Origin of the sequence: Neptunomonas marina (assembly GCF_004005935.1) — a bacterium.
Taxonomy (GTDB): domain Bacteria; phylum Pseudomonadota; class Gammaproteobacteria; order Pseudomonadales; family Balneatricaceae; genus Neptunomonas; species Neptunomonas marina.
Genome location: NZ_SACQ01000003.1, coordinates 343,743 through 363,282 on the forward strand (window position 1 = coordinate 343,743; position 19,540 = coordinate 363,282).

Consider the following 19,540-nt stretch of genomic DNA (forward strand, 5'->3'; position numbering starts at 1 on the left):
AATCGCTGCTATCGCGCACCCATATACTACTTCTGACCCCTCAGGCGAGATGAGTCAGCAGCGCACGTAGCTTGCTCGGTTTAACCGGTTTATTGAGTACCGGCAGCGCCAAACGTTTAAACTCAGCACGACAGTCTGCACTGCGGTCAGCAGTCAGAACCGCCGCAGGCAGCGCTAAACCAAATTGTTCACGGAGCCAGACAATCGCATCGGTGCCTACTTTGCCGTGATCTAGGTGGTAATCCGCCAAAATCACTTCAGGGGCAACATCTTGATGACGACACGCCTCAAGCGCTTCAGCTGCACTCGCTGCCGTGACCACGTTGCAACCCCACTGCGAGAGCAGCGCCTGCATACTCGCCAGAATGTTCTCTTCATTATCGATGACAAGAACCGGCAACCCTTGGAGCCGATCCTGTACTGGCATACTGAAAGAGCTAATCAGCATCGAAGGCGCTTGGTTCTGTGCCAGCGGCACATCGATAGCAAACATAGAACCTTTACCCGCCACGGATGAAACTTCGATGGGGTGATCGAGCATCTTGGCGATACGATCGACAATGGCCAAACCTAACCCAACACCCTGGCGCTCTTTCATGGTATGGCACTCAAGCTGCTGGAACTCTTTGAAGATATCGTCCTGCTTCTCTTGAGGAATACCGGTGCCGGTATCCCAGACTTGGATACTCAGCGTATCTGCACGGCGGCGACAGCCCACCAAGACACGGCCCCGCTCGGTATAACGGATAGCATTGCTGATAAAGTTACGAATAATGCGTAGCAGCAAGCGTGAATCACTACGCACGACCGCTTGGCTATCACAGGCGCTAATCGTTAAGCCTTTATCCTCTGCCACTGGCGAAAACTCGCCGACCATCGAGCGGATCAACTGGCTGACGCGAAACTCGCTAATGTCCGGTTGTACTGCGTTTTGGTCGAGCTTAGAGATATCTAGCAGGTCTGTAAGGAGGTCTTCGGCGTTCTCAAGCGCCAGATGAACACGCTCAACTAACTGTCCATCTTGCTGCGCTAGCGGGCGTTCGCGCAGAGCAGCGATCAGCAAACGCGCTGCGTTCATCGGTTGCAGCAGATCGTGGCTCGCCGCAGCAAGGTATTTATCTTTGCTGTGGTTCGCCTCTTCCGCTGCCTCTTTGGCCACTTTCAGCTCACGTTGAGCTAGCTCTCGCTCTGAGATCTCTTGCCATAGCTGGTCATTGAGCTTCACCAGCTCCCGCGTACGGCTTGCCACCCGCTCTTCCAGCTCTTCGTTTAGTTCCTCAAGGCGGGCTTGGGTTTTCTTACGTTCGGTTATGTCTTGAACGAAGGCTTCAATCGTTGGCTGTTCTTTATCAGCGTGGCGCAGCAAGGCATTGATCGAGACATGGACACACTCGCCGTTATAGCGGCGAAACAGCGTTTCAAAACAGAACACTTTGCCAGACTGTACCAACTGATAACGGAACTCTTCGTACGCATCAGTACAACTGAACAGACGTGATTCGAGCTGCGTGATATCGCGGCAAAACGTCGTTGCGTCTGGGTAGCCACACAGTTGCACCATAGCAGGGTTTGCCAGCAAGATTCCGCCATCTAAAGCGACCTGTAAAATGCCCTGCTGGGCGTTTTCAAAGAGCCACTCGTAGCGGTTCTTCTCCGCCTCAAGCTCATCCAGCTTGCCCACCAGCTCAGAGTAATAGCTTTTTCGGGCAGAGTGATTGCCAAGCCCGATCAGATTGGCAAATGCTTGATCTGGATTGTCAGAGTGCTTCTTCATATACCGCTTCTACATCACGCTGATTCGATTTGCGCGGGTTGGTAAGAATACATGGATCATGTAGTGCTTTTTCGGAGAGTGTCGGAATATCCGTAAGGCTCACACCACTCTCGGCTAGACGCTGGGTCAAGCCCACCTCTTGCTTCAGCGTTGTGACACGGCCGATCAGTGCTTTTTTTACCTGCACCGTGGACATACCGCGCGTATCGATCGCCAGCGACTCGGCAATTACCTTAAAGCGATCTTCAGCTTCCTTGTAGTTAAAGCCGATCACATGCTCTAGCAGCATGGCATTACATAGCCCGTGAGGCAGGTCTAAATAGCCTCCCAAACTGTGTGACATCGCATGTACTGCACCAAGAATCGCGTTGGAGAAGGCTAATCCCGCTTTCATCGAGCCCAACATCACCTGTTCGCGCAACCGGATATCGGAGGGATCGTTGACCAGTGCTGTCAGGTTTTCGTTGATCAGGCGAATCGCATCCAGTGCATGCATATCGGTCAGCGGGCCCGCACCTGTTGAGACAAAGGCTTCGATTGCGTGCACCATCGCGTCCACACCCGTGCAGGCACTCAAAAACGGATCCATCGTGACGGTGGTTTCTGGGTCAATCAGCGCAACATCTGGCACAACCGCTTTACTAACAATGGAGATTTTCACCTGATCAACAGGATCAGAGATAATCGCAAACTGTGAAACATCGGCTGATGTACCCGCGGTGGTAGGAATGAAGATCAGTGGCGGGATCGGCAAGTGGATCGTATCGATACCTTCGTAATCCAGAATGTGCCGCCCGTTGGCACTGACGATACCAATGCCCTTTGCACAGTCCATCGGGCTGCCGCCGCCAATGGCAACGATCACATTGCAGTGATGCTCTTGATAAAACTGCGCACCTTGCATCACCTCTGACGTACGCGGGTTGGGCGAAACATCCGTGAAGCAAACATAATCGATATCAGCCGCTTCAAGCAGGTCACATACCTCCTGCAACCATCCGGCTTCTGCCACGCCAGGGTCCGATACCACTAGCACCTTACGGGCACCAAAATTCTTCGCGTAGTTGGCGACCGAATTTCGGGCCCCAGCACCGAAGATAATTTCTGGGGAAACAAACTTCCTCAGATTCGAAATATCGCTACTCATCGACTCTACTCATTCCACTTCCACTATCCGATGTGACGTTCGTTTTTATTATTTTTTAGCTGATCGCGCAGTGTAACGTAAACGATGGATCACGTCGTGATTCGCAGCAGCTCCACAGCGCCCGCTTTCACTATATTAGCGATGTTGCGAACGCAAAAATGGGTTTGCTTTGTGCAAAATCTAGCGGCAAAAAAAAGCCTGCAAACGGCAGGCAAAACGACGGTAAGAGCATTAGATAGGCAACTCACAGCCTCAGAATGATCAGTAAGCGAAGAGCGCGTACTTCGTGCCCTATTCTTGATCAGTTTTGCCAACAATGCTGCTATGCAACAGAACGATTCCAATTACTACTTTGGTATACGGCCCATCGATCGTTAAATATCCACCTGATTGTGGAGAGATCGGCGGTAAAACGCTAACTCTTGCTCCAACACCCACGCCGCGTTCTTAGCCTGACGGAAGCCATGCGCCTCATCCTCAAAGTAGTGAGCCTCTACCCGCTTGCCTTGTGCTTTAAGCGACGCCACCATCGCTCGCGTTTGCGAGGCCAATACCACCGCATCCTGTTCGCCTTGAAAAAAGATCACTGGGCACTGTATCTGGTCTGCCGCATGAACAGGCGCACGCTCTTGATAACGATGCGCATCATGAACGGGATCCCCAATCAACCAACTCAAATAGTGTGACTCAAACTTGTGGGTCGCCGCATTTAACAGCAGCGGGTCAGTCACGCCGTAGAGGCTCGCACCGCCTGCGAAGCAATTGAGCTTGCGCATAGCATTGAGCGCCGAATATCCGCCCGAGCTGTTGCCGCGTATAAATATCCCCTGCGGGTCGATCTTCGCATGATCCACCAGCTCCACCACCGCTTGGCGGATATCCGCCACTTCAAGCTCTCCCCACTGGTGCTGTAGCGCAGCACGATAGTTGCGCCCGTAGTTAGCACTACCGCGGTAGTTAAGATCCAAAACGGCAAAACCACGCTGCGTCCAAAACTGAATTTTGAGGTTAAATACCGGATAGGTCGCCGCGGTCGGACCCCCATGCAGAAAGATCACCAACGGCCTCTGTTCTACTACTGAAAACTGCTGATTGGCGGGCTGATAGAGATACCCATAACAACGGTGCTGATCAGCACCAAACTCGAACGGCTGTGGTAAGGCACAATCATCGCGGGCGAGTGACTGCTCGTTACCACGTAATACCGTCACCTTAGCGTGCGTAAGATCAATGGCGATAACCGCCGTTAAGCGCTCAGTGCTGCCCGCAACACAGATCAGCCTGTTGCCCTGCACAGCGAGAGAGCGAAAGTGGTTAAAGGCCGTTGATAATGCTTGGCCATCGATACACAGCTCACTGCCTTGGTGATGCAGCTTTACCGAACAAAGGCTGCCCTCACCGCTAAAACCGTAGTGGCGCAGCCCCGCTTGCCAAGGCGCCATGATCATATCGCAATGATCTATCAGTATTGGCGTTAAGCCATCGGTTTCCCAGCGATAAAGATTCCACCAGCCTTCCCGGTCAGTCATCAGGTAGAGCTGGCCTGCGGCATCAAACTGAGGCTGCGACAGCGCCTCAGGCAGTTGATCGCCGATGCGTGCTAGTGCCGATAGATCGCCAGTTGGTAATACCTTAGCGCGGTAAGCGTAAGTGGCCGTCCAAGGTTGATGGGGGTGGTCCCACGCAATAAAAGCTAACTGTCCGCAGCATGGACTTAGGGTCGGATAGGCATAAAAGTCGTGCTGCTCATGCAAGATCTCGCGCTCACCATCGAGCGAGATAGACACTAAGCGGTTATCAACACCAGCACTGGCATGATGCTCCTCTACAACGACAATACGCTGACAACGGACATCCCAAATTGGCTCTAGGTAGCGCGCGGACTTACTATGCGTAACAGCGCGAATAGTGCCGGTTGAAAACTGCTGCAGATAAAGTTGCTGATCCGCTGCGTTCACAAATACTAGCCGATCATCGTCTAACAAGCTCCAGCTGGTGCCACCATACTCATATACCCGGCTGCGCACGCTGTAGCCTTCTGGCGTTAGTGTCTCGATCGTGCCCTTATGGGCGCCCTCTCTGCAGATGCAATTACGTCCATGCTCGTGCGGTCGAAACTCAACCCAATAGGCACGGCCTGCACTATCCAACGCCGTTTGGCCATACTCGGTACTGGCAGCTACCGCCTGCTCTGCCGTAAGATCACTGGGCCAGAAACCGGCTTGCATCTCCCTACCCTTTCGCGAAAACGCGTGAGTTACGCTCGTTGCGATACACGAACTGATCAGGTGCATTGGTCACGGTTTCGGCACGCTCACGCGCAGTGACAATTTTGTGATGATGCGCCGACTTACTGCACACCGGATCAGCATTGTGCATATCGCCTGTTAGCATATAGGCTTGGCAGTGACATCCGCCGAAATCCTTGTCCTTCTCATCGCAGCTACGACATGGCTCCTGCATCCAGTCATCACCGCGGAAATAGTTGAAGCTAGGATTGGCGTCCCAAATCTCCTTGAGTGTGCTATCAGCCACATTGGGAAACTCCAACGGCAACATACGCGCACTGTGGCATGGCAGCGCCGTACCATCTGGCGTAACGGTCAGAAAGACTTGCCCCCAACCATTCATGCAACCTTTGGGGCGCTCTTCGTAGTAATCGGGAGTTACAAAGATAAGCTTAATAGGGTTACCCGCTGCCGCCAGCCGCTCACGGTAGTCGTTTGTCACAGCTTCTGCATGCGCCAGTTGAGCTTGGGTGGGCAGTAACTGCTCTGTGTTCTCGTACGCCCAGCCGTAATATTGGCATGTGGCTAGCTCAACATAGTCGGCCTCAAGTGCCACGCATAGCTCGATAATGCGGTCGATCTGATCAATATTGTGCCGATGCGTTACAAAATTAAGTACCATCGGGTAGCCTTGCGCCTTGACCTCACGCGCCATCGCTAACTTTTGCTCAAAGGCTTTTTTGGAACCGGCCAACATATTGTTGACGTCAGCATCACTGGCTTGAAAACTGATCTGGATATGGTCCAGCCCAGCCTGTTTAAACGCTGCCATTTTTGCGGCATTCAGACCCACGCCTGATGTGATGAGATTGGTGTAATAACCCAGTTCATGCGCCCCCGCGATCAGGTCTGCGAGATCTTGGCGCACCAGCGGTTCACCACCTGAGAACCCAAGCTGCACAGCGCCCATTTCGCGGCCTTGCGCAAACACATCTAGCCATTGCTGGGTGGTTAACTCAGCACCAGCGCCGGCAAAATCAAGCGGATTGGAGCAGTAAGGGCATTGTAGCGGGCACTTATACGTCAGCTCCGCCAGCAACCATAAGGGTTTACCGTGTGGTTTTTCATGACCAAAGGCAGGATTAGGTAGCCCGCTTTGCCCACTACAAGGTGATCCAGTTTTGCGCATGGGCTTCTCCCAAAAACTCGACGATATCTTGGCTGATATCACCCGCATCAGCGAACTTCTGCTGTAGCTGCGCAATGATCTGCTGCACATCACGCTCGCCATCTACCAATGCGAGAATCTCACCCGCAGGTCCATTGAGCTGGATCATGCCCTCTGGGTAGAGCAGCACATAGGCCTCTTGCGCTTGCTCCCATTGAAAGCGAAACAGCCGATTGAGCTTTGGCACCGTGTGCAACGCAATAGAGTTACTCATTGAACAACCCTCGGTGGTAAACCTTATTCGGCGTCACTGTATGGTATGGCGGGCGTTCAAGCTCATAAGCCATGGTCATCGCATCTAGCATCGACCACAGCACATCAAGTTTGAATTGGAGAATCTCTAACATCCGCTCCTGCTGTTCGCGGGTGGTGTAGTGGTCTAGGGTAATCTCGAGCCCGTGCACCACATCACGCCGTGCCTCAGTCAGGCGGTTGCGGAAGTACTGATAGCCCTCCTCTTTGATCCACGGATAATGCTTAGGCCACGTATCCAGACGATTCTTGTGGATACCCGGAGCAAACAGCTCAGTCAATGAGGAGCTAGCCGCCTCTTGCCACGTGGCACGGCGCGCAAAGTTAACATAAGCATCCACTGCAAAACGAACCCCCGGCAGTACATGCTCCCCCGAGAGGATCTCTTCGCGGGTTAAGCCCACGGCCTCTCCGAGCCGCAACCATGCCTCGATCCCGCCTTCAGCGCCATCGTAACCATCATGATCCAGCATCCGTTGTACCCAACTACGGCGCACGTCACGATCTGGGCAGTTCGCCATAATGGCAGCATCTTTAACAGGAATGCTGATCTGATAATAGAAACGGTTAGCCACCCAACCACGGATCTGCTCGGGCGTGGAGCGCCCCTCATACATCGCAATGTGATAGGGGTGTTGAGTATGGTAAAAGTCGCCCTTAGCGCGCAGAGCGGCTTCAAATTCTTCCCGACTGAGCGGATTTTGGCTGCTGTGTGTCGTCATGATTGGCTCCTCTTGCGCGATCATAGCTCGATCGACATCCCATCAAATGCAATCTCGATATCATGCGCCAGCACCTCGGCATGTTCTGGCGAATCCTCATCAAGAATAGGGTTGGTGTTATTGATATGGATAAGAATCTTGCGCGGTTTTTGGAGCGTATCTAAATACTCGATCATACCGCCCTCACCCGACTGTGGCAGATGCCCCATCGCCACACCTAGTTTGTCGCCAACACCGGTGACGATTAGCTCATCCTCTTGCCAGATCGTGCCATCAACCAACAGCACATCCGCCGCCTCCATGTAGGGACGTAGGTGCGGCTCAATCTGGCCAAGGCCCGGTGCATAAAACACCGTTTTTCCGCTGCGTGTATCTTCAATGAGCATGCCGATATTATCACCCGGATGCGGGTCATCACGGTGTGGCGAGTAAGGTGGCGCGCTGCTCAGCAGCGGAATCGCAGTAAACTTAAGACCGGGCGCTTGCGCAATGGTAAAGCTATTATCCGCCTCACCCACCGGTATGCGATGAACCTCGTTGCCACCATTCCAGTGTTTTAGCATCGAAAGTACAGGAAAACCTGTTGAGAGATCTTGCTCGACCATCTCCGTGCACCAGATCTGGTGCGGGCAGCCTTCACGCAGCATCAGTAGCCCCGTGGTGTGATCTATCTGACTATCCATAAAGACGATGGCGGCGATACCCGTATCACGAATCGCGCGATTGGGTTGCATCGGCGCAAAATTTGCCAACTGCTCACGAATATCAGGGGAAGTATTAAACAGCACCCAGTTTTCACCATCAGCGCTGACCGTGATCGATGATTGCGTGCGCGGTTTTGCGTTGATTGTACCCGCCCGAACACCTGAACAGTTCTTACAATTGCAGTTCCACTGGGGAAACCCACCGCCGGCGGCTGAGCCTAATACCTGTACTTTCATTATTATTCTACTTCTAATTTTGGCCGCACGAATCCCGACACCTGCTCGCTAGAGTGGCGGATTGGACGACAAATATTGGATCAGTTTTTCTGTAGATGACCCCAGCTTACGCTGGGGCCAAGGAGAGCTATTGCTGCGAAGGCTTAACGGTTTGCGAAGTACATTGTTACTTCAAAGCCGATGCGCAGGTCTGTGTAGGCTGGTTTAGTCCACATAATTGGATCCTCTATTTTTGTTATCGAAAGGTGGTACCAACAGATAATAAAAAGGGATCAGTGGGCCAGATATGGTACTTTGGAACGAAAAAACTCCTCATTTTGGTCTTATCAGCTAAACAGACCATAACGAGGCTGGGTCTTTGCATTCGGCTAAATAGCGCTACGATCAAAGCTATCCGGCGTTAACTCCCGATCCACACCGTAAAACCGACTCAGTGCATCGCGCAGCACTTGCGTACGCTCGGGTAAACCCTCTTGGCAGTAAGTTAAAACTTGGGTATACACATTATCTTTGAACTGTTCGGTATCGCCCGGATCGCCTTCTAGATTATCAACGCTAACGCAGAACCGAAAACCCGCGGCCTGCGCTAATACCCACTCCGTCGCTTGCGGTTTAATCTCCACCTGCTCGAACAGCCGTTGCTGCGCCTGAGTACGGCCATCAGGCACGTACCAATAGCCGAAGTCCTCCAACAAACGCCGTTCAGGCCCCGCGATGAGCCAGTGGGCTATCTCATGCAAACCACTGGCGTAGAACCCATGGGCAAAATAGATACCATGATAGGGCACTTGATCATTGGCAGGCAGATAGATCGGCTCATCGTCGCCGCGTACCAATCGAGTATTGAGCGTGTCAGCAAAACAGCCATTAAAAATGGCAATCAGATCATCCGGATTGTGGTTCATATGTGGTCTTGTGCAAATACTAAAAAGAGGCCCAGCGGTCTTCCACCAGAATCCAAGTTTGGCCGGTTCGTTGGTCAACACGTGCCGCGACATAGCCTTTTACGTCGTTTGCCGCTGGCAGTAAATTAACGGCATAAAAGGAGACAGGTAACTCGCCCTCTTCAACCAGCAGGTTCCAGCGGCCATCATCCGCCAGCCAAGCCTCTCCGGTGCGGCGGTTGTAGCGAACTAAAATCCATGTACCGCGTGCACTGTAAACCGATACCAGATCAAAGTCGGCATTTAACTTATCTGACAGATGCTCGATACGCGCAGAGAGCGACTCCATCGCGGGAACAGACACACTGTTGTCAGCACCATTAGCCGCGGCCGGAGCGGTGTTTTGCGCATCAATCAGCATCTGCGTTTTGGCCAGTAAGAGCTGCTGGCTCTGAGTTAAGCGGCCCACATCGGCACGGGTTTGGATCAGCTGCTCCTGCATAGTGGTCAACTGACCAGACAGATAGTCAACATTTTGGTTCTGCGATGCTTGTGGCGGTGGCGTGGCCGTTTGCTGCTCGTTGGTTGGTGCGGTTTGCGGCGCTGCTGTCTCTGGCTGTGTTGGTGTGCTCTGGCAGCCTGCCAACGCGAGGGCTACAAACAGTATCGAGAGAGTTAGCTTCATGCTACAGGCTCCAAAATCAAGAAAGGGCGTAGTTTAGCAAACTACGGGCTGTGATTCCGAGCCTCAAGGTAGATTTTGCAGTTGTCACAAATTTGCAGCAAAGCCCCGCCAAATCGCCACCCTGACCAGAAGATGGTGTAGAGTAGCGAGCCTAACATAAGACTTTCGCAGCAGACCCAAAACAACATCTGCTCAGTACGAGAACATCATGAAAGCGAGCAAACCCGAAACGATTAAACACTACGCTGTCTGCCCTCACGACTGCCCAAGCACCTGTGCACTGGAGGTCGAGAAGAAAGATGCGAACACCATTGGCCGTGTGCACGGTAGCAAACGCAACAGCTACACGGCGGGCGTGATCTGCGCCAAAGTAGCTCGCTATGCAGAGCGTGTTCATCACCCCGAGCGTCTATCGGTACCGATGCGCCGGACAGGCCCACGGGGGCAAGGGTTATCCTCATTTACGCCAATCAGTTGGGATGAAGCGCTGCAGGAAATTGCTACCCGCTTTACTCAAATTACCGCGGAGTTCGGTGCGCAAGCGATCTGGCCCTATTTCTACGCGGGCACTATGGGGTGGTGCCAACTGGCAGCGACCCATCGTTTACGCTATGCCATGGGATATTCGCGTCAAAAAGAGACGATCTGCGTTGGCATCTCTAATGCAGGTTGGCAGGCGGGCGTTGGCACAAAGCGCGGCGTGGACGCACGTGAGCTCAGCCACAGTGAGGTGATCGTGGTTTGGGGTGGAAACCCCGTACACACGCAAATAAATGTGATGACGCATATTCAGCAAGCGGCACGTCGTGGTGCGAAACTGGTGGTGGTTGACCCCTATCGCACACCCACTGCGGCAAAAGCAGATCTGCACCTGATGCTGCGCCCCGGCACCGATGGAGCCCTCGCTTGCGCGGTGATGCATCAGCTCCTTAAAGAGGGGTATGCCGATCATGCCTACCTTGAAAAATACACAGACTTCACCCCCGAAGTTGCCGAGCATTTAGCATCCAAAACACCCTCGTGGGCGGCAGAGATAACTGGGCTCAGTTGCGAGCAGATTATTGAATTTGCAAGACTCTACGGTGGCACACAGCGCAGTTACATCCGCTTAGGTTACGGTATGAGCCGCTCTCGCAATGGCGCATCTAATATGCATGCTGTCTCTTGTCTCCCTGCGATCACAGGCGCATGGCAGGTTGAAGGCGGCGGCGCCCTGTACGGCCATGGCGATATCTATAAAGGGATCGATAAAGACCTACTCCAAGGTAAGTCACTTGCAACACACGCCACACGAGAGTTGGATATGTCGCGTATCGGCCCAGTACTGACCGGTAATCAAGATGACCTTGGCGATGGCCCGCCGGTTAAAGCGCTATTTATTCAGAACACCAATCCGATGGTGGTCGCACCGGACTTAAATAAGGTGCATCAGGGTTTTAAGCGCGATGACCTGTTTATTGTCGTCCACGAACAGATGATGACCGAAACAGCCGCTATGGCTGATATTTTGCTACCTGCGACGACGTTTTTAGAGCACGATGACCTCTACACAGCAAGTGGCCATACGCATGTTCAGGTTAGTAAGGCGATCATTCCGCCACAAGGCGATAGCCGTAGCAACCATGATGTGGTCTGCGCATTGGCACAACTGCTAGGCCATGAACGCAGTACGTTATTCACGCACTCCTCTATGGAATTGCTCAACCAAGCACTCAAACATAGCAGCCTGCCGAGCGCAGAGGAGATCCATGCTCAAGAGGGGATCGACCTGGCTGAGTCGTTCGCTGATGCGCACTTCTTGAACGGGTTTGGTCATGCGGATGGCCGCTTCCACTTTTTTGCCGACTGGCAGAGCCTAGGGGATGCAGAGGGTAAGTTGCCTGTTCTACCAGATCACGCCGAGCTGATTGAAGCGGCAGATTGCGACCACCCTTTCCGCTTGGTTACCGCACCAGCACGAACCTTCTTGAATACGTCATTTAGCGAAACACCAGGATCAGTGAAGAAGGAGAAACGCCCGACCGCGTTTATTCACCCTAACGACTGTGCCGAGCAAAGCATCAACGAGGGTGATCTTGTCACACTGGGTAACTCACTTGGGCAAGTGACGCTGTGGGCCAAGCCGTTTGATGGTGTGCAGCCGGGTGTCATTATCGTAGAGGGTTTATGGCCAAACGCCGCATTTGCTGAGGGCGTGGGTATCAATGCTCTGGTAAGCGCGGAGCCTGCTTTACCGCGCGGTGGAGCGGTCTTCCACGATGCCAAAATTTGGCTTCGGAAAAAGCAAGCGCTATAACGAAAAAGAGCGGCTTTAAGCCGCTCTTTTTTGACAACCATTACAGAACCTTAGACAGGAACTGCTTGAGACGAGGATGATCTGGGTTATCGAAGAACGCGTCTGGCTTTTTATCCACCAGTAACGCACCCTCTTCCATAAAGAGCACACGATCGGCAACTTCGCGCGCAAAGCCCATCTCGTGTGTCACAACAACCATCGTCATACCTTCGTTCGCAAGCCCTTTCATCACATCTAGCACCTCACCCACCATCTCTGGGTCGAGGGCAGAGGTTGGCTCATCAAACAACATGATGCTCGGCTTCATAGCCAGTGCTCGCGCAATCGCGACACGCTGTTGCTGCCCGCCGGATAGCTGCGAGGGGTAGTTATCCATGCGCTCAGCCAAGCCAACTTTATACATCAGCTCTTTTGCACTCTCATGCACTTCAGCTTCAGCGCGGCCAGACACTTTTAACGGTGCCAGCTTTACGTTTTCCAGTGCCGTCTTGTGCGGAAACAGGTTGAAGCTTTGAAACACCATCCCCACGTGTTCACGAAGCTTATTGATGTTCGTATCGCGGGCGTACATATCGGTACCGTCAATCATTAAGGAGCCGCTATCGATCTCTTCTAACTGATTGAGAGTCCGCAAGAACGTGGATTTACCAGAGCCAGATGGCCCTACAATCACAACAACTTCGCCACGTTTTACCGTTGCCGATACATCTTTTAGTGCATGTAATTCACCAAAATACTTATCAACGTTTTTGGCGACGATCATATCATCAGGTGTATTAGTCACTGGCTGATAACCTCTTTTCCAAACGTTGAATAGACCAAGACAAAATGCCGGTTAGCAGCAGATATAAAAGCGCCACTGTGAACCAAACTTCAAACGGTGCAAAGCTACCACTGACAACCTCTCGGCCTGCTTTGGTCAGGTCGGTGATTGAGATAACCGATACCAAGGAGGAGTCTTTAATCAAGTTGATAAACTGTCCCGCTAAGGGTGGAAGAGTACGTTTAAACGCTTGGGGCAGAATGACGTAGATCATCGCCTTGGGGTAACTCATACCCAACGAGCGCGCGGCTTCCATCTGGCCGTCGGGGATCGACTGAATACCAGCTCGAATGATTTCAGCAACATAAGCGGCGGTAAATACCGATAGTGCCACCACACCTGAGGTGAAGCGCTCAAGTTCAAGTACTGTGCCGATAAAGAAGTACATAATGAAGATCTGTACCAACAGCGGCGTACCACGTATCACCTCGATGTAAACAATGGCGAGTTTACGTGCCGCAGGGTTCGCACTGATCCGCATCAAGCCAATGAGCAGACCCAATGCAAGGGCGATTAACAGTGAGTAGAGCGATATCTCTATCGTGACAATGAGGCCTTCAACAATCGGCCCTATGCGCCATCCATGCAGCTCCGCTAGCGTGTCGCCTTCAAAAACGAGATCGCCATCGCTCACCAGTGTCTCGGTAAACTCAGTAATCACGAATGACTCTTCACCCGAGTCAGGAATCAGCGTGATTTGGCTTTGATCGGCGTTAATCTCAACCGTACCGTTGCGCTCAGCGCTAATGGAGATAGGGTCGGTATTGATAATGAAGGGAGTCACACGATCCCAGCGCCAAGTGTAATCTATCCGCTTACCCGCAAGATAAACTGAGCAGCCAATCCCGATAATCACTGCGAAAAACACAGCGTTCCAGAACCATGCTCTTTGTTTTGAGTGCATGTAAAAATGACCTTTCTAATTAAAACAAAACGGCCAGAAGGCCGCGAAAAACTAAAACTAAGCGCGCACCTGTGTTAGCAAGCGCGCGCTAAGTGAAGCGTGATTACTGAACTTGCTGCAACCACTTGTCAGACTTGAACCACTTCGCGTAGATACGATCGTAGCTACCGTCGCCTTTAATCTGGCGCAGGAAGTTGTTTAGGAAGTTAAGGAAATCTGGATCACCTTTACGGATCGCCCAACCCAGTGGCTCGTATGTGAACGGCTTCTCTAGGTGGCTTACCTGATCAGGGTTTTGGCTAGCGTATAGCGCGTTGAATGGCAGGTCATAAACGAACGCGTCCGCTTTATCGTTAGACACTTCTAGCACCGCGTCTGCTTGAGTTTCAAACAGGCTAATTTTTGCTTTGCTAAGCATACGCTTTACCGCAGCTTCACCCGTTGTACCCAGCTTCGTTGCGACAGTGTATTCGCCGTTGTTGAGGTCACGGTAAGATTTGATCTTATCTTTCAGCTCTGGACGAACCAAAATTGTTTGACCAATAACAACATACGGATCAGCGAAGTTAACTTTCAGGTTACGCTGCGCTGTGATCGTCATACCACCCATGATGATATCGCACTTACCGGTCAGTAGGGTTGGGATGATACCGTCCCATGCTGTATTGACTGGCGTAAACTTTACATCCATCGCTTTCGCCATCTGCTTCGCCAGATCGATGTCAAAACCGATAAAGCCGCCATTTTTTGCTTTCATTTCAAATGGCATGTAGCCAGCGTCAAAGCAAACTTTCATCTCACCAGCATCTAGGATGCTATCTAGCGTGGACTTATCTGCCGCCAGAGATACCGTAGAGGAGATCAAAGCGATCGCAGCAACTGCGGTTTTAAACATTTTTTTCATAAGGATCGTTCCATTATTGTTGTTAAAGCTGTTGTAGTAGACGCTTATGCCAACTAACCCTTTAGACTAGTAGACAAAAAATTTAGATTCCCGTAGGCAAGATGTAGAAACTATCTGTTTTATTATATGAATTCAAGGAGCAATATAGTGGATAAGGTTTCTTGAATGTATGCGGGGTAGAGCTACATGGTCATACGTTGACGCGTATCAGCTCTTGTTTGAAATGAAGCGAGGTGGGAAGCCCCAACCTCGCTTGGTTGGATTATGCAGGGTAGTCGACGATACCCGGATTTCCGGCAACATTTTTGAGTTTCGGTGTATTAAGCTTGTCGATGCTAGCCACTTTACGATCACGCAGGTAGTCAGCAACAACATCCCAAATATCAGCGCCTTCAGAACGCGCACCAACAGTTGCCCAGCCACTCACTTTGTAACGTTTGTTGGCATCGATACGCTCGCCGTTATCTAGCGTCATCTCGCTAATTCGGTTGCCGATTTTAGCGGTCGGGTCGCAGACATAGTCAAACCCTCCCACTCGCACCATATCGCCACCTGACTGCAAGTATGGCTCTGGATTGAATAGGTTATCAGCCACATCCTCGAGAATAAGTTTCAGCTCCGCCCCGGTCATTTCGCGTACGTACGTCTCTGGGTAGGTCAAACAGGTTTGATCAAGCACATGCTCCATTGTGACCATTTGCCCCTGCAGGACGGTTGTGCCCCAACGGAACCCCGGCGATAGCGATACCTGCGCATCGTTCACTTTACGCAACGCATCACAAATCACTTGGTCAAATGTGCCGTTAAAGTTACCCCGGCGGAACATCACCTCATCTGCCGGTGCAAGCTCCTCGTTTAACCAACTCGTATATGGTTGACGAATATCCGTAATCAACTGCGCCATACTCGGGTCCGGAGCGATCAGCTCAGAGAACACCGGCAACAAGCGGTAACGGAAGCCACGGACTTTGCCATTGCTGACATCAAGATCCATCACTCCAAGGAACTTACCATTGGAACCAACGTTGCACACCAGTGTTTTACCCGCGGCATTTTTTACAACCGTTGGTTCTGGCATACCATCATGCGTGTGTCCGCCCAAGATGACATCGATACCAGAGACGCGGCTGGCCATAGCGATATCCACATCCATACCGTTGTGAGATATCACAACGACGGCATCAACTTTTTCGTTAGCACGAATCGCATCAACCTGTTCTTGCAGCAGGTCATCGTAAATATCGAAGGTCCAATCAGGGATAAAGCGCGCTGGGTTAGCAATCTTTGTACGTGGGAACGCTTGTCCAATCACTGCGATACGTGCGCCACCTATCTCTTTGATCGAATAGGGCTTAAACACATGCCCCGTGTCTTCATCGTGGATATATTCGTCGGCACCTTCAAAAAGAGCATCCTCGGTAACAAACACGTTTTGAGCGAGGAACTCACCGTTGAACGCTTTGATATTATCGAGAATTTCCTGCTGATGATAAGTAAACTCCCAGTGGCCGGTCATAATATCGACGCCCAGCTCATTGGTCGCTTTGACCATGTCCATGCCACGCGTCTTGTACGATGTGCCCGAACCTTGCCAAGTATCTCCACCATCTAGCAAGAGTGTTTTCTCTCGCCCGTAGGTTTCGCGCAAGCGATCAACCAGCGTTTTTAGGTGGGCAAACCCACCGACTTTGCCGTATTGGCGCGCGGCCGACTCATAGTTCAAACAAGAGAAAGCGTGTGCTTCTAATGTGTTAGGTGCAATACCAAAGTGACCTAACAACTTTTCACCCACTAAGTGCGGTGCTTTACCGTAAGCAGTGCCGACACCTAAATTGACATTTGGCTCACGGAAATAAACCGGGTTTAACTGCGCATGGCAATCGGTGATATGTAAAAGACGGACGTTACCGAAGTTCTCAAGTTCATACGGATCAGCCGTTTGTTTCGCTGCTGCAAACCCTGTTGTTGGCAGCATACCTGCCGCACCAGCCAAACCGATAAGCTGTGCAAACTCACGTCGGGACATCGACATAATTATTCCCCTTTAAGCATAAAAAATGCCTGTAGAGATTCGCTCTGCTACAGGCATTTTCGTCATCCAGACTACTGCGGAACCGACAGCTGCCAGTTTTTCTCCGCGTACGCATGTTGCTCAATACCGATGCGAGCATGGTACTTAGCTTGCGCTGCCAAATTTAGAGCACGCTGGTACTCGCCCTCTTTTATTGCAGCCTCAGCATTTTTGAGTAAACCACGCGTCAGCTTCCACTCGTAACCCACACTCGCAGCTTTCTTATTTTCCGCTTTTGCAAGCTCAAGTAGTGCCGTTGCATTACCTTGGGTCGGCTCAACACGCGCTTCCAACTCTTCAGGGTGATTAGTTGAGTACTCTTTTCCCTGCCACGTGAAGGTATGGTCTTTACCATACATAGCGCGGTGAGTCTCAAACGCCTCTTTTAGTGTCTCGGCCATAACCCACGTAGGGGTAAGAAGGATAGCCGCACTCAGTAACAGTGTTTTCTTCATGGGTTTCTCCTTATCCTATTTACGTGCGCCGGGCCCGTTAACTACCAAGCCGTTACTCATGTAGGTTTGGAAGTATTCTAAGTTGCGGTAGATGTCACTCTGCATCTCTTGCGGCTTAGAGCGGCTGTCTTTATGGCAACCCTTGTAGCGACGATGCAGTGTACCCAACTCACCCCACTTTGAGCGGAACACGGGGAAATGGCTAACATGGCCAAGTGCTGGACTAGGGAGATCCGCACGGATGCGAACATTGGAGCCCTGCAGATGACAGTTCGCACAGGACAAGTTCAACTGACCACGCTTAGAATAGAAGAACTTTTTACCCTCTAGGTATGCAGCCAATGCACGAGGGTCATCTTCTGGGATTTTGATGTCAAAGACATTGTCCCGTGATGTCCAAGCCATGTAAGCGGAGATGCGAGCGATCTCGCCTTTACCCCACTTTAGCGGCTTTTCACCGTTTTTCTCACGGCACTCATTGATCTCCATTTCGAGCGTCTTAACTGTCCCCTCTTGCTTGTTCCAATAGGGATAGTTCTGGCGAATGCCAACGCCATCGTTCGCAAAGCAGCTCGCATACGTTTTACCGTTTGCAAAAGGCTCGTTAAACAGTCGCTCACCTTCCTCAACCGCAAACTCATAAGGAGGAAACTCTTCCAGCTCCTCCCACTGCGCTCGTGAGGCGGCATCCACTGAATAGATACCATTAACGTAGTCGTCTAATTCCGTATCAGGAAAACGCTTTTTGTAGAAGTTCTGAAGCGCCATGCGGTCTGCTTCAGGATCTACCGTTTCAATCGTATTACCAGCTCCTGCCGCAGTGGTGAACTGAGCTACAGCCATCAGTCCAACCCCAAGAGAGAGTGTCTTTATTATTTTCATAGGTAGCACCCACTTAATGTTAAAGAGGCACGCAGGCAAGGCTTAGCAGCCTGCCCAGAACGTGTCATCATTTAATTTTCGCTGTTTCTGTCGCTGTTTTCCCAGAGTTTTCTGTCCAAGTGATCACCATTTCATCACCCTTCGCCCCCCCTTCAAAAGAGAATGAAAGGTACGGATTCTTAGAGATTGCAGGCCCTAGGTTCGCTTCAAATACAGTTTTATCTGCTAGCTTTACCATGATGTTTTGTAGAAACAGCGCGGGAATTAACTCACCTGTTTTCTTATCTTTTCGCTGACCAGATTCCATGATGTGCTTAGCCATCATCTTAACTTTCGTTTTACCGCCAGCCGCTTTTGCTTTTACTTTTAAAATGCCTTTAGCCATGATTCTTCTCCTGAGCCCCTATTAACCGCCACAACCACCAATGGTGACTTTTACCTCTTTAGACGCGCTATATAGCTTGCCGCCCGCTTTCACAACTGCGGTTACTTTTGAGGTCTTACCCATACGTACACGGGTCGCCACATTTGCAGCTGTACCTGCAGGAATCATAAACTCCGCAGCCAGCGGTGATGGGTTGTCTTGGATAAAGACACTCATCGACTCAACATCTGCCAAAGTCGATGAAACAGTGACCGGAACCACTGCGCCATTTTCAGCAATATCTGGCGCTTTTAGCGTCACTTCGGAACTATTTTCAGCGTTTTCAGCGCCAAGCAAGGCTTTCATTGCGGCCGTTTGATCTTTAGCTTCAAAGGCAGACTTATTCCAAGCAGCAAAGGCTAGCTTTGGCATAAGCACGCTCGCACCTACCAGCGCTCCCCCTGTGGCAATCGCTTTAATCACTGTGCGACGATGTAAACTCATAGTGTTTTCCTCTTTACTTATTACCTCAAGGGCACATCAGAACTGGTAGATATACTCAACAACCGCATCGATCTCCTCCTCGGAGAGGATCCAATGCTTACCAAGTGGTGGCATGATACTGATAGGGTTGCTGCGGGTGGCATCCCATACCTGAGCACGCAACTTACGCTTGTCCGGGAAGCGCTGCTTCATAGCAATCATCGGCGGCCCTTGGTTACCCGGTAGATTTGCATCAGGATCATTGATTTGATGGCATGAAATGCAGTTACCACGGGACTTACCCATGAAAACTGCCTTGCCCTCTGCGATCATCTCCTCAGAGGCGGCATGTGCGCCTCCAGCGGACAGGGCAAACAAACTTGCTGCACATATCGATAGGGTCAACTTGCGCATTCGACTCTCCTTTTGGCGTGCCTTACTCGCAGACACTGTTTATTTTTATAATTATAAGCAATAGTAGAGCTACTTAATATAGC

The 19,540-nt window shown here is 51.4% G+C and carries 20 protein-coding genes; 1 reads left to right on the forward strand and 19 read right to left on the reverse strand.

Annotated elements, in window-relative coordinates:
* Positions 1 to 40: 40 nt before the first annotated feature.
* The 10 genes from EOE65_RS09195 to EOE65_RS09240 all read right to left on the reverse strand — a co-directional run bounded on the left by EOE65_RS09195 (position 41) and on the right by EOE65_RS09240 (position 9,861).
* Complete coding sequence (locus EOE65_RS09195; RefSeq protein WP_127694005.1) at positions 41 to 1,774, reverse strand: PAS domain-containing hybrid sensor histidine kinase/response regulator; 1,734 nt, start codon at positions 1,772 to 1,774, stop codon at positions 41 to 43.
* The gene (gene ercA / locus EOE65_RS09200; protein ID WP_127694006.1) at positions 1,758 to 2,921 is read right to left on the reverse strand and encodes an alcohol dehydrogenase-like regulatory protein ErcA; all 1,164 of its coding nucleotides are present in this window, start codon (positions 2,919 to 2,921) and stop codon (positions 1,758 to 1,760) included. Before ercA ends, EOE65_RS09195 begins: the two co-directional genes overlap by 17 nt.
* A gap of 374 nt (positions 2,922 to 3,295) precedes the next feature.
* Complete coding sequence (locus EOE65_RS09205) at positions 3,296 to 5,149, reverse strand: alpha/beta hydrolase family protein (protein WP_164847063.1); 1,854 nt, start codon at positions 5,147 to 5,149, stop codon at positions 3,296 to 3,298.
* Between the two features lie 4 nt (positions 5,150 to 5,153).
* The gene (gene pqqE, locus EOE65_RS09210) at positions 5,154 to 6,338 is read right to left on the reverse strand and encodes a pyrroloquinoline quinone biosynthesis protein PqqE (RefSeq protein ID WP_127694008.1); all 1,185 of its coding nucleotides are present in this window, start codon (positions 6,336 to 6,338) and stop codon (positions 5,154 to 5,156) included.
* On the reverse strand, positions 6,313 to 6,591 hold the full coding sequence (gene pqqD, locus EOE65_RS09215) for a pyrroloquinoline quinone biosynthesis peptide chaperone PqqD (RefSeq protein ID WP_127694009.1): 279 nt from the start codon (positions 6,589 to 6,591) through the stop codon (positions 6,313 to 6,315). Before pqqD ends, pqqE begins: the two co-directional genes overlap by 26 nt.
* The gene (gene pqqC / locus EOE65_RS09220) at positions 6,584 to 7,351 is read right to left on the reverse strand and encodes a pyrroloquinoline-quinone synthase PqqC (protein WP_127694010.1); all 768 of its coding nucleotides are present in this window, start codon (positions 7,349 to 7,351) and stop codon (positions 6,584 to 6,586) included. Before pqqC ends, pqqD begins: the two co-directional genes overlap by 8 nt.
* A 20-nt stretch (positions 7,352 to 7,371) precedes the next feature.
* A complete protein-coding gene (pqqB, locus tag EOE65_RS09225) occupies positions 7,372 to 8,292 on the reverse strand; it encodes a pyrroloquinoline quinone biosynthesis protein PqqB (RefSeq protein WP_127694011.1) in 921 nt (306 codons plus the stop codon).
* A 143-nt stretch (positions 8,293 to 8,435) separates the two neighbouring features.
* Complete coding sequence (pqqA, locus tag EOE65_RS09230) at positions 8,436 to 8,507, reverse strand: pyrroloquinoline quinone precursor peptide PqqA (RefSeq protein ID WP_003243383.1); 72 nt, start codon at positions 8,505 to 8,507, stop codon at positions 8,436 to 8,438.
* Positions 8,508 to 8,660: 153 nt separating this feature from the next.
* On the reverse strand, positions 8,661 to 9,197 hold the full coding sequence (locus tag EOE65_RS09235) for an elongation factor P hydroxylase (RefSeq protein ID WP_127694012.1): 537 nt from the start codon (positions 9,195 to 9,197) through the stop codon (positions 8,661 to 8,663).
* Between the two features lie 19 nt (positions 9,198 to 9,216).
* Positions 9,217 to 9,861 carry a hypothetical protein gene (locus EOE65_RS09240; RefSeq protein WP_127694013.1) on the reverse strand — a complete coding sequence of 215 codons (645 nt, stop codon included), beginning with the start codon at positions 9,859 to 9,861 and terminating at the stop codon, positions 9,217 to 9,219.
* A 208-nt stretch (positions 9,862 to 10,069) separates the two neighbouring features.
* On the opposite strand from EOE65_RS09240, the gene EOE65_RS09245 reads away from it, so the two are divergent.
* A complete protein-coding gene (locus EOE65_RS09245; RefSeq protein WP_127694014.1) occupies positions 10,070 to 12,157 on the forward strand; it encodes a molybdopterin oxidoreductase family protein in 2,088 nt (695 codons plus the stop codon).
* Positions 12,158 to 12,197: 40 nt separating this feature from the next.
* On the opposite strand, the gene EOE65_RS09250 is transcribed toward EOE65_RS09245, so the two are convergent.
* The 9 genes from EOE65_RS09250 to soxX form a co-directional block, all read right to left on the reverse strand.
* On the reverse strand, positions 12,198 to 12,941 hold the full coding sequence (locus tag EOE65_RS09250; RefSeq protein ID WP_338067672.1) for an ATP-binding cassette domain-containing protein: 744 nt from the start codon (positions 12,939 to 12,941) through the stop codon (positions 12,198 to 12,200).
* Positions 12,934 to 13,884, reverse strand: coding sequence for an amino acid ABC transporter permease (locus EOE65_RS09255; protein ID WP_127694015.1), 951 nt, complete (start codon positions 13,882 to 13,884; stop codon positions 12,934 to 12,936). Before EOE65_RS09255 ends, EOE65_RS09250 begins: the two co-directional genes overlap by 8 nt.
* A gap of 103 nt (positions 13,885 to 13,987) precedes the next feature.
* Positions 13,988 to 14,788, reverse strand: a complete 801-nt coding sequence (locus EOE65_RS09260; RefSeq protein WP_127694016.1) for a transporter substrate-binding domain-containing protein — start codon at positions 14,786 to 14,788, stop codon at positions 13,988 to 13,990.
* Between the two features lie 262 nt (positions 14,789 to 15,050).
* Positions 15,051 to 16,820: a thiosulfohydrolase SoxB gene (gene soxB, locus EOE65_RS09265; protein WP_127694017.1), complete on the reverse strand. Its 1,770-nt coding sequence runs from the start codon at positions 16,818 to 16,820 to the stop codon at positions 15,051 to 15,053.
* A 71-nt stretch (positions 16,821 to 16,891) separates the two neighbouring features.
* Positions 16,892 to 17,314 carry a SoxAX-binding protein gene (locus EOE65_RS09270; protein WP_127694018.1) on the reverse strand — a complete coding sequence of 141 codons (423 nt, stop codon included), beginning with the start codon at positions 17,312 to 17,314 and terminating at the stop codon, positions 16,892 to 16,894.
* Positions 17,315 to 17,329: 15 nt separating this feature from the next.
* Positions 17,330 to 18,196 carry a sulfur oxidation c-type cytochrome SoxA gene (gene soxA / locus EOE65_RS09275; RefSeq protein WP_127694019.1) on the reverse strand — a complete coding sequence of 289 codons (867 nt, stop codon included), beginning with the start codon at positions 18,194 to 18,196 and terminating at the stop codon, positions 17,330 to 17,332.
* A gap of 67 nt (positions 18,197 to 18,263) precedes the next feature.
* Complete coding sequence (soxZ, locus tag EOE65_RS09280; protein ID WP_127694020.1) at positions 18,264 to 18,581, reverse strand: thiosulfate oxidation carrier complex protein SoxZ; 318 nt, start codon at positions 18,579 to 18,581, stop codon at positions 18,264 to 18,266.
* 21 nt (positions 18,582 to 18,602) lie between these two features.
* Complete coding sequence (gene soxY / locus EOE65_RS09285) at positions 18,603 to 19,064, reverse strand: thiosulfate oxidation carrier protein SoxY (protein ID WP_127694021.1); 462 nt, start codon at positions 19,062 to 19,064, stop codon at positions 18,603 to 18,605.
* A gap of 36 nt (positions 19,065 to 19,100) precedes the next feature.
* The gene (gene soxX, locus EOE65_RS09290; RefSeq protein WP_127694022.1) at positions 19,101 to 19,457 is read right to left on the reverse strand and encodes a sulfur oxidation c-type cytochrome SoxX; all 357 of its coding nucleotides are present in this window, start codon (positions 19,455 to 19,457) and stop codon (positions 19,101 to 19,103) included.
* Positions 19,458 to 19,540: the final 83 nt, after the last annotated feature.

Bases quoted from the DNA above. Each gene is read 5' to 3' on its own strand.
- EOE65_RS09195 (WP_127694005.1), bottom strand. From the start codon at position 1,774: ATGAAGAAGCACTCTGACAATCCAGATCAAGCATTTGCCAATCTGATC.
- ercA (WP_127694006.1), bottom strand. From the start codon at position 2,921: ATGAGTAGCGATATTTCGAATCTGAGGAAGTTTGTTTCCCCAGAAATT.
- EOE65_RS09205 (WP_164847063.1), bottom strand. From the start codon at position 5,149: ATGCAAGCCGGTTTCTGGCCCAGTGATCTTACGGCAGAGCAGGCGGTA.
- pqqE (WP_127694008.1), bottom strand. From the start codon at position 6,338: ATGCGCAAAACTGGATCACCTTGTAGTGGGCAAAGCGGGCTACCTAAT.
- pqqD (WP_127694009.1), bottom strand. From the start codon at position 6,591: ATGAGTAACTCTATTGCGTTGCACACGGTGCCAAAGCTCAATCGGCTG.
- pqqC (WP_127694010.1), bottom strand. From the start codon at position 7,351: ATGACGACACACAGCAGCCAAAATCCGCTCAGTCGGGAAGAATTTGAA.
- pqqB (WP_127694011.1), bottom strand. From the start codon at position 8,292: ATGAAAGTACAGGTATTAGGCTCAGCCGCCGGCGGTGGGTTTCCCCAG.
- EOE65_RS09235 (WP_127694012.1), bottom strand. From the start codon at position 9,197: ATGAACCACAATCCGGATGATCTGATTGCCATTTTTAATGGCTGTTTT.
- EOE65_RS09240 (WP_127694013.1), bottom strand. From the start codon at position 9,861: ATGAAGCTAACTCTCTCGATACTGTTTGTAGCCCTCGCGTTGGCAGGC.
- EOE65_RS09245 (WP_127694014.1), top strand. From the start codon at position 10,070: ATGAAAGCGAGCAAACCCGAAACGATTAAACACTACGCTGTCTGCCCT.
- EOE65_RS09255 (WP_127694015.1), bottom strand. From the start codon at position 13,884: ATGCACTCAAAACAAAGAGCATGGTTCTGGAACGCTGTGTTTTTCGCA.
- EOE65_RS09260 (WP_127694016.1), bottom strand. From the start codon at position 14,788: ATGAAAAAAATGTTTAAAACCGCAGTTGCTGCGATCGCTTTGATCTCC.
- soxB (WP_127694017.1), bottom strand. From the start codon at position 16,820: ATGTCGATGTCCCGACGTGAGTTTGCACAGCTTATCGGTTTGGCTGGT.
- EOE65_RS09270 (WP_127694018.1), bottom strand. From the start codon at position 17,314: ATGAAGAAAACACTGTTACTGAGTGCGGCTATCCTTCTTACCCCTACG.
- soxA (WP_127694019.1), bottom strand. From the start codon at position 18,196: ATGAAAATAATAAAGACACTCTCTCTTGGGGTTGGACTGATGGCTGTA.
- soxZ (WP_127694020.1), bottom strand. From the start codon at position 18,581: ATGGCTAAAGGCATTTTAAAAGTAAAAGCAAAAGCGGCTGGCGGTAAA.
- soxY (WP_127694021.1), bottom strand. From the start codon at position 19,064: ATGAGTTTACATCGTCGCACAGTGATTAAAGCGATTGCCACAGGGGGA.
- soxX (WP_127694022.1), bottom strand. From the start codon at position 19,457: ATGCGCAAGTTGACCCTATCGATATGTGCAGCAAGTTTGTTTGCCCTG.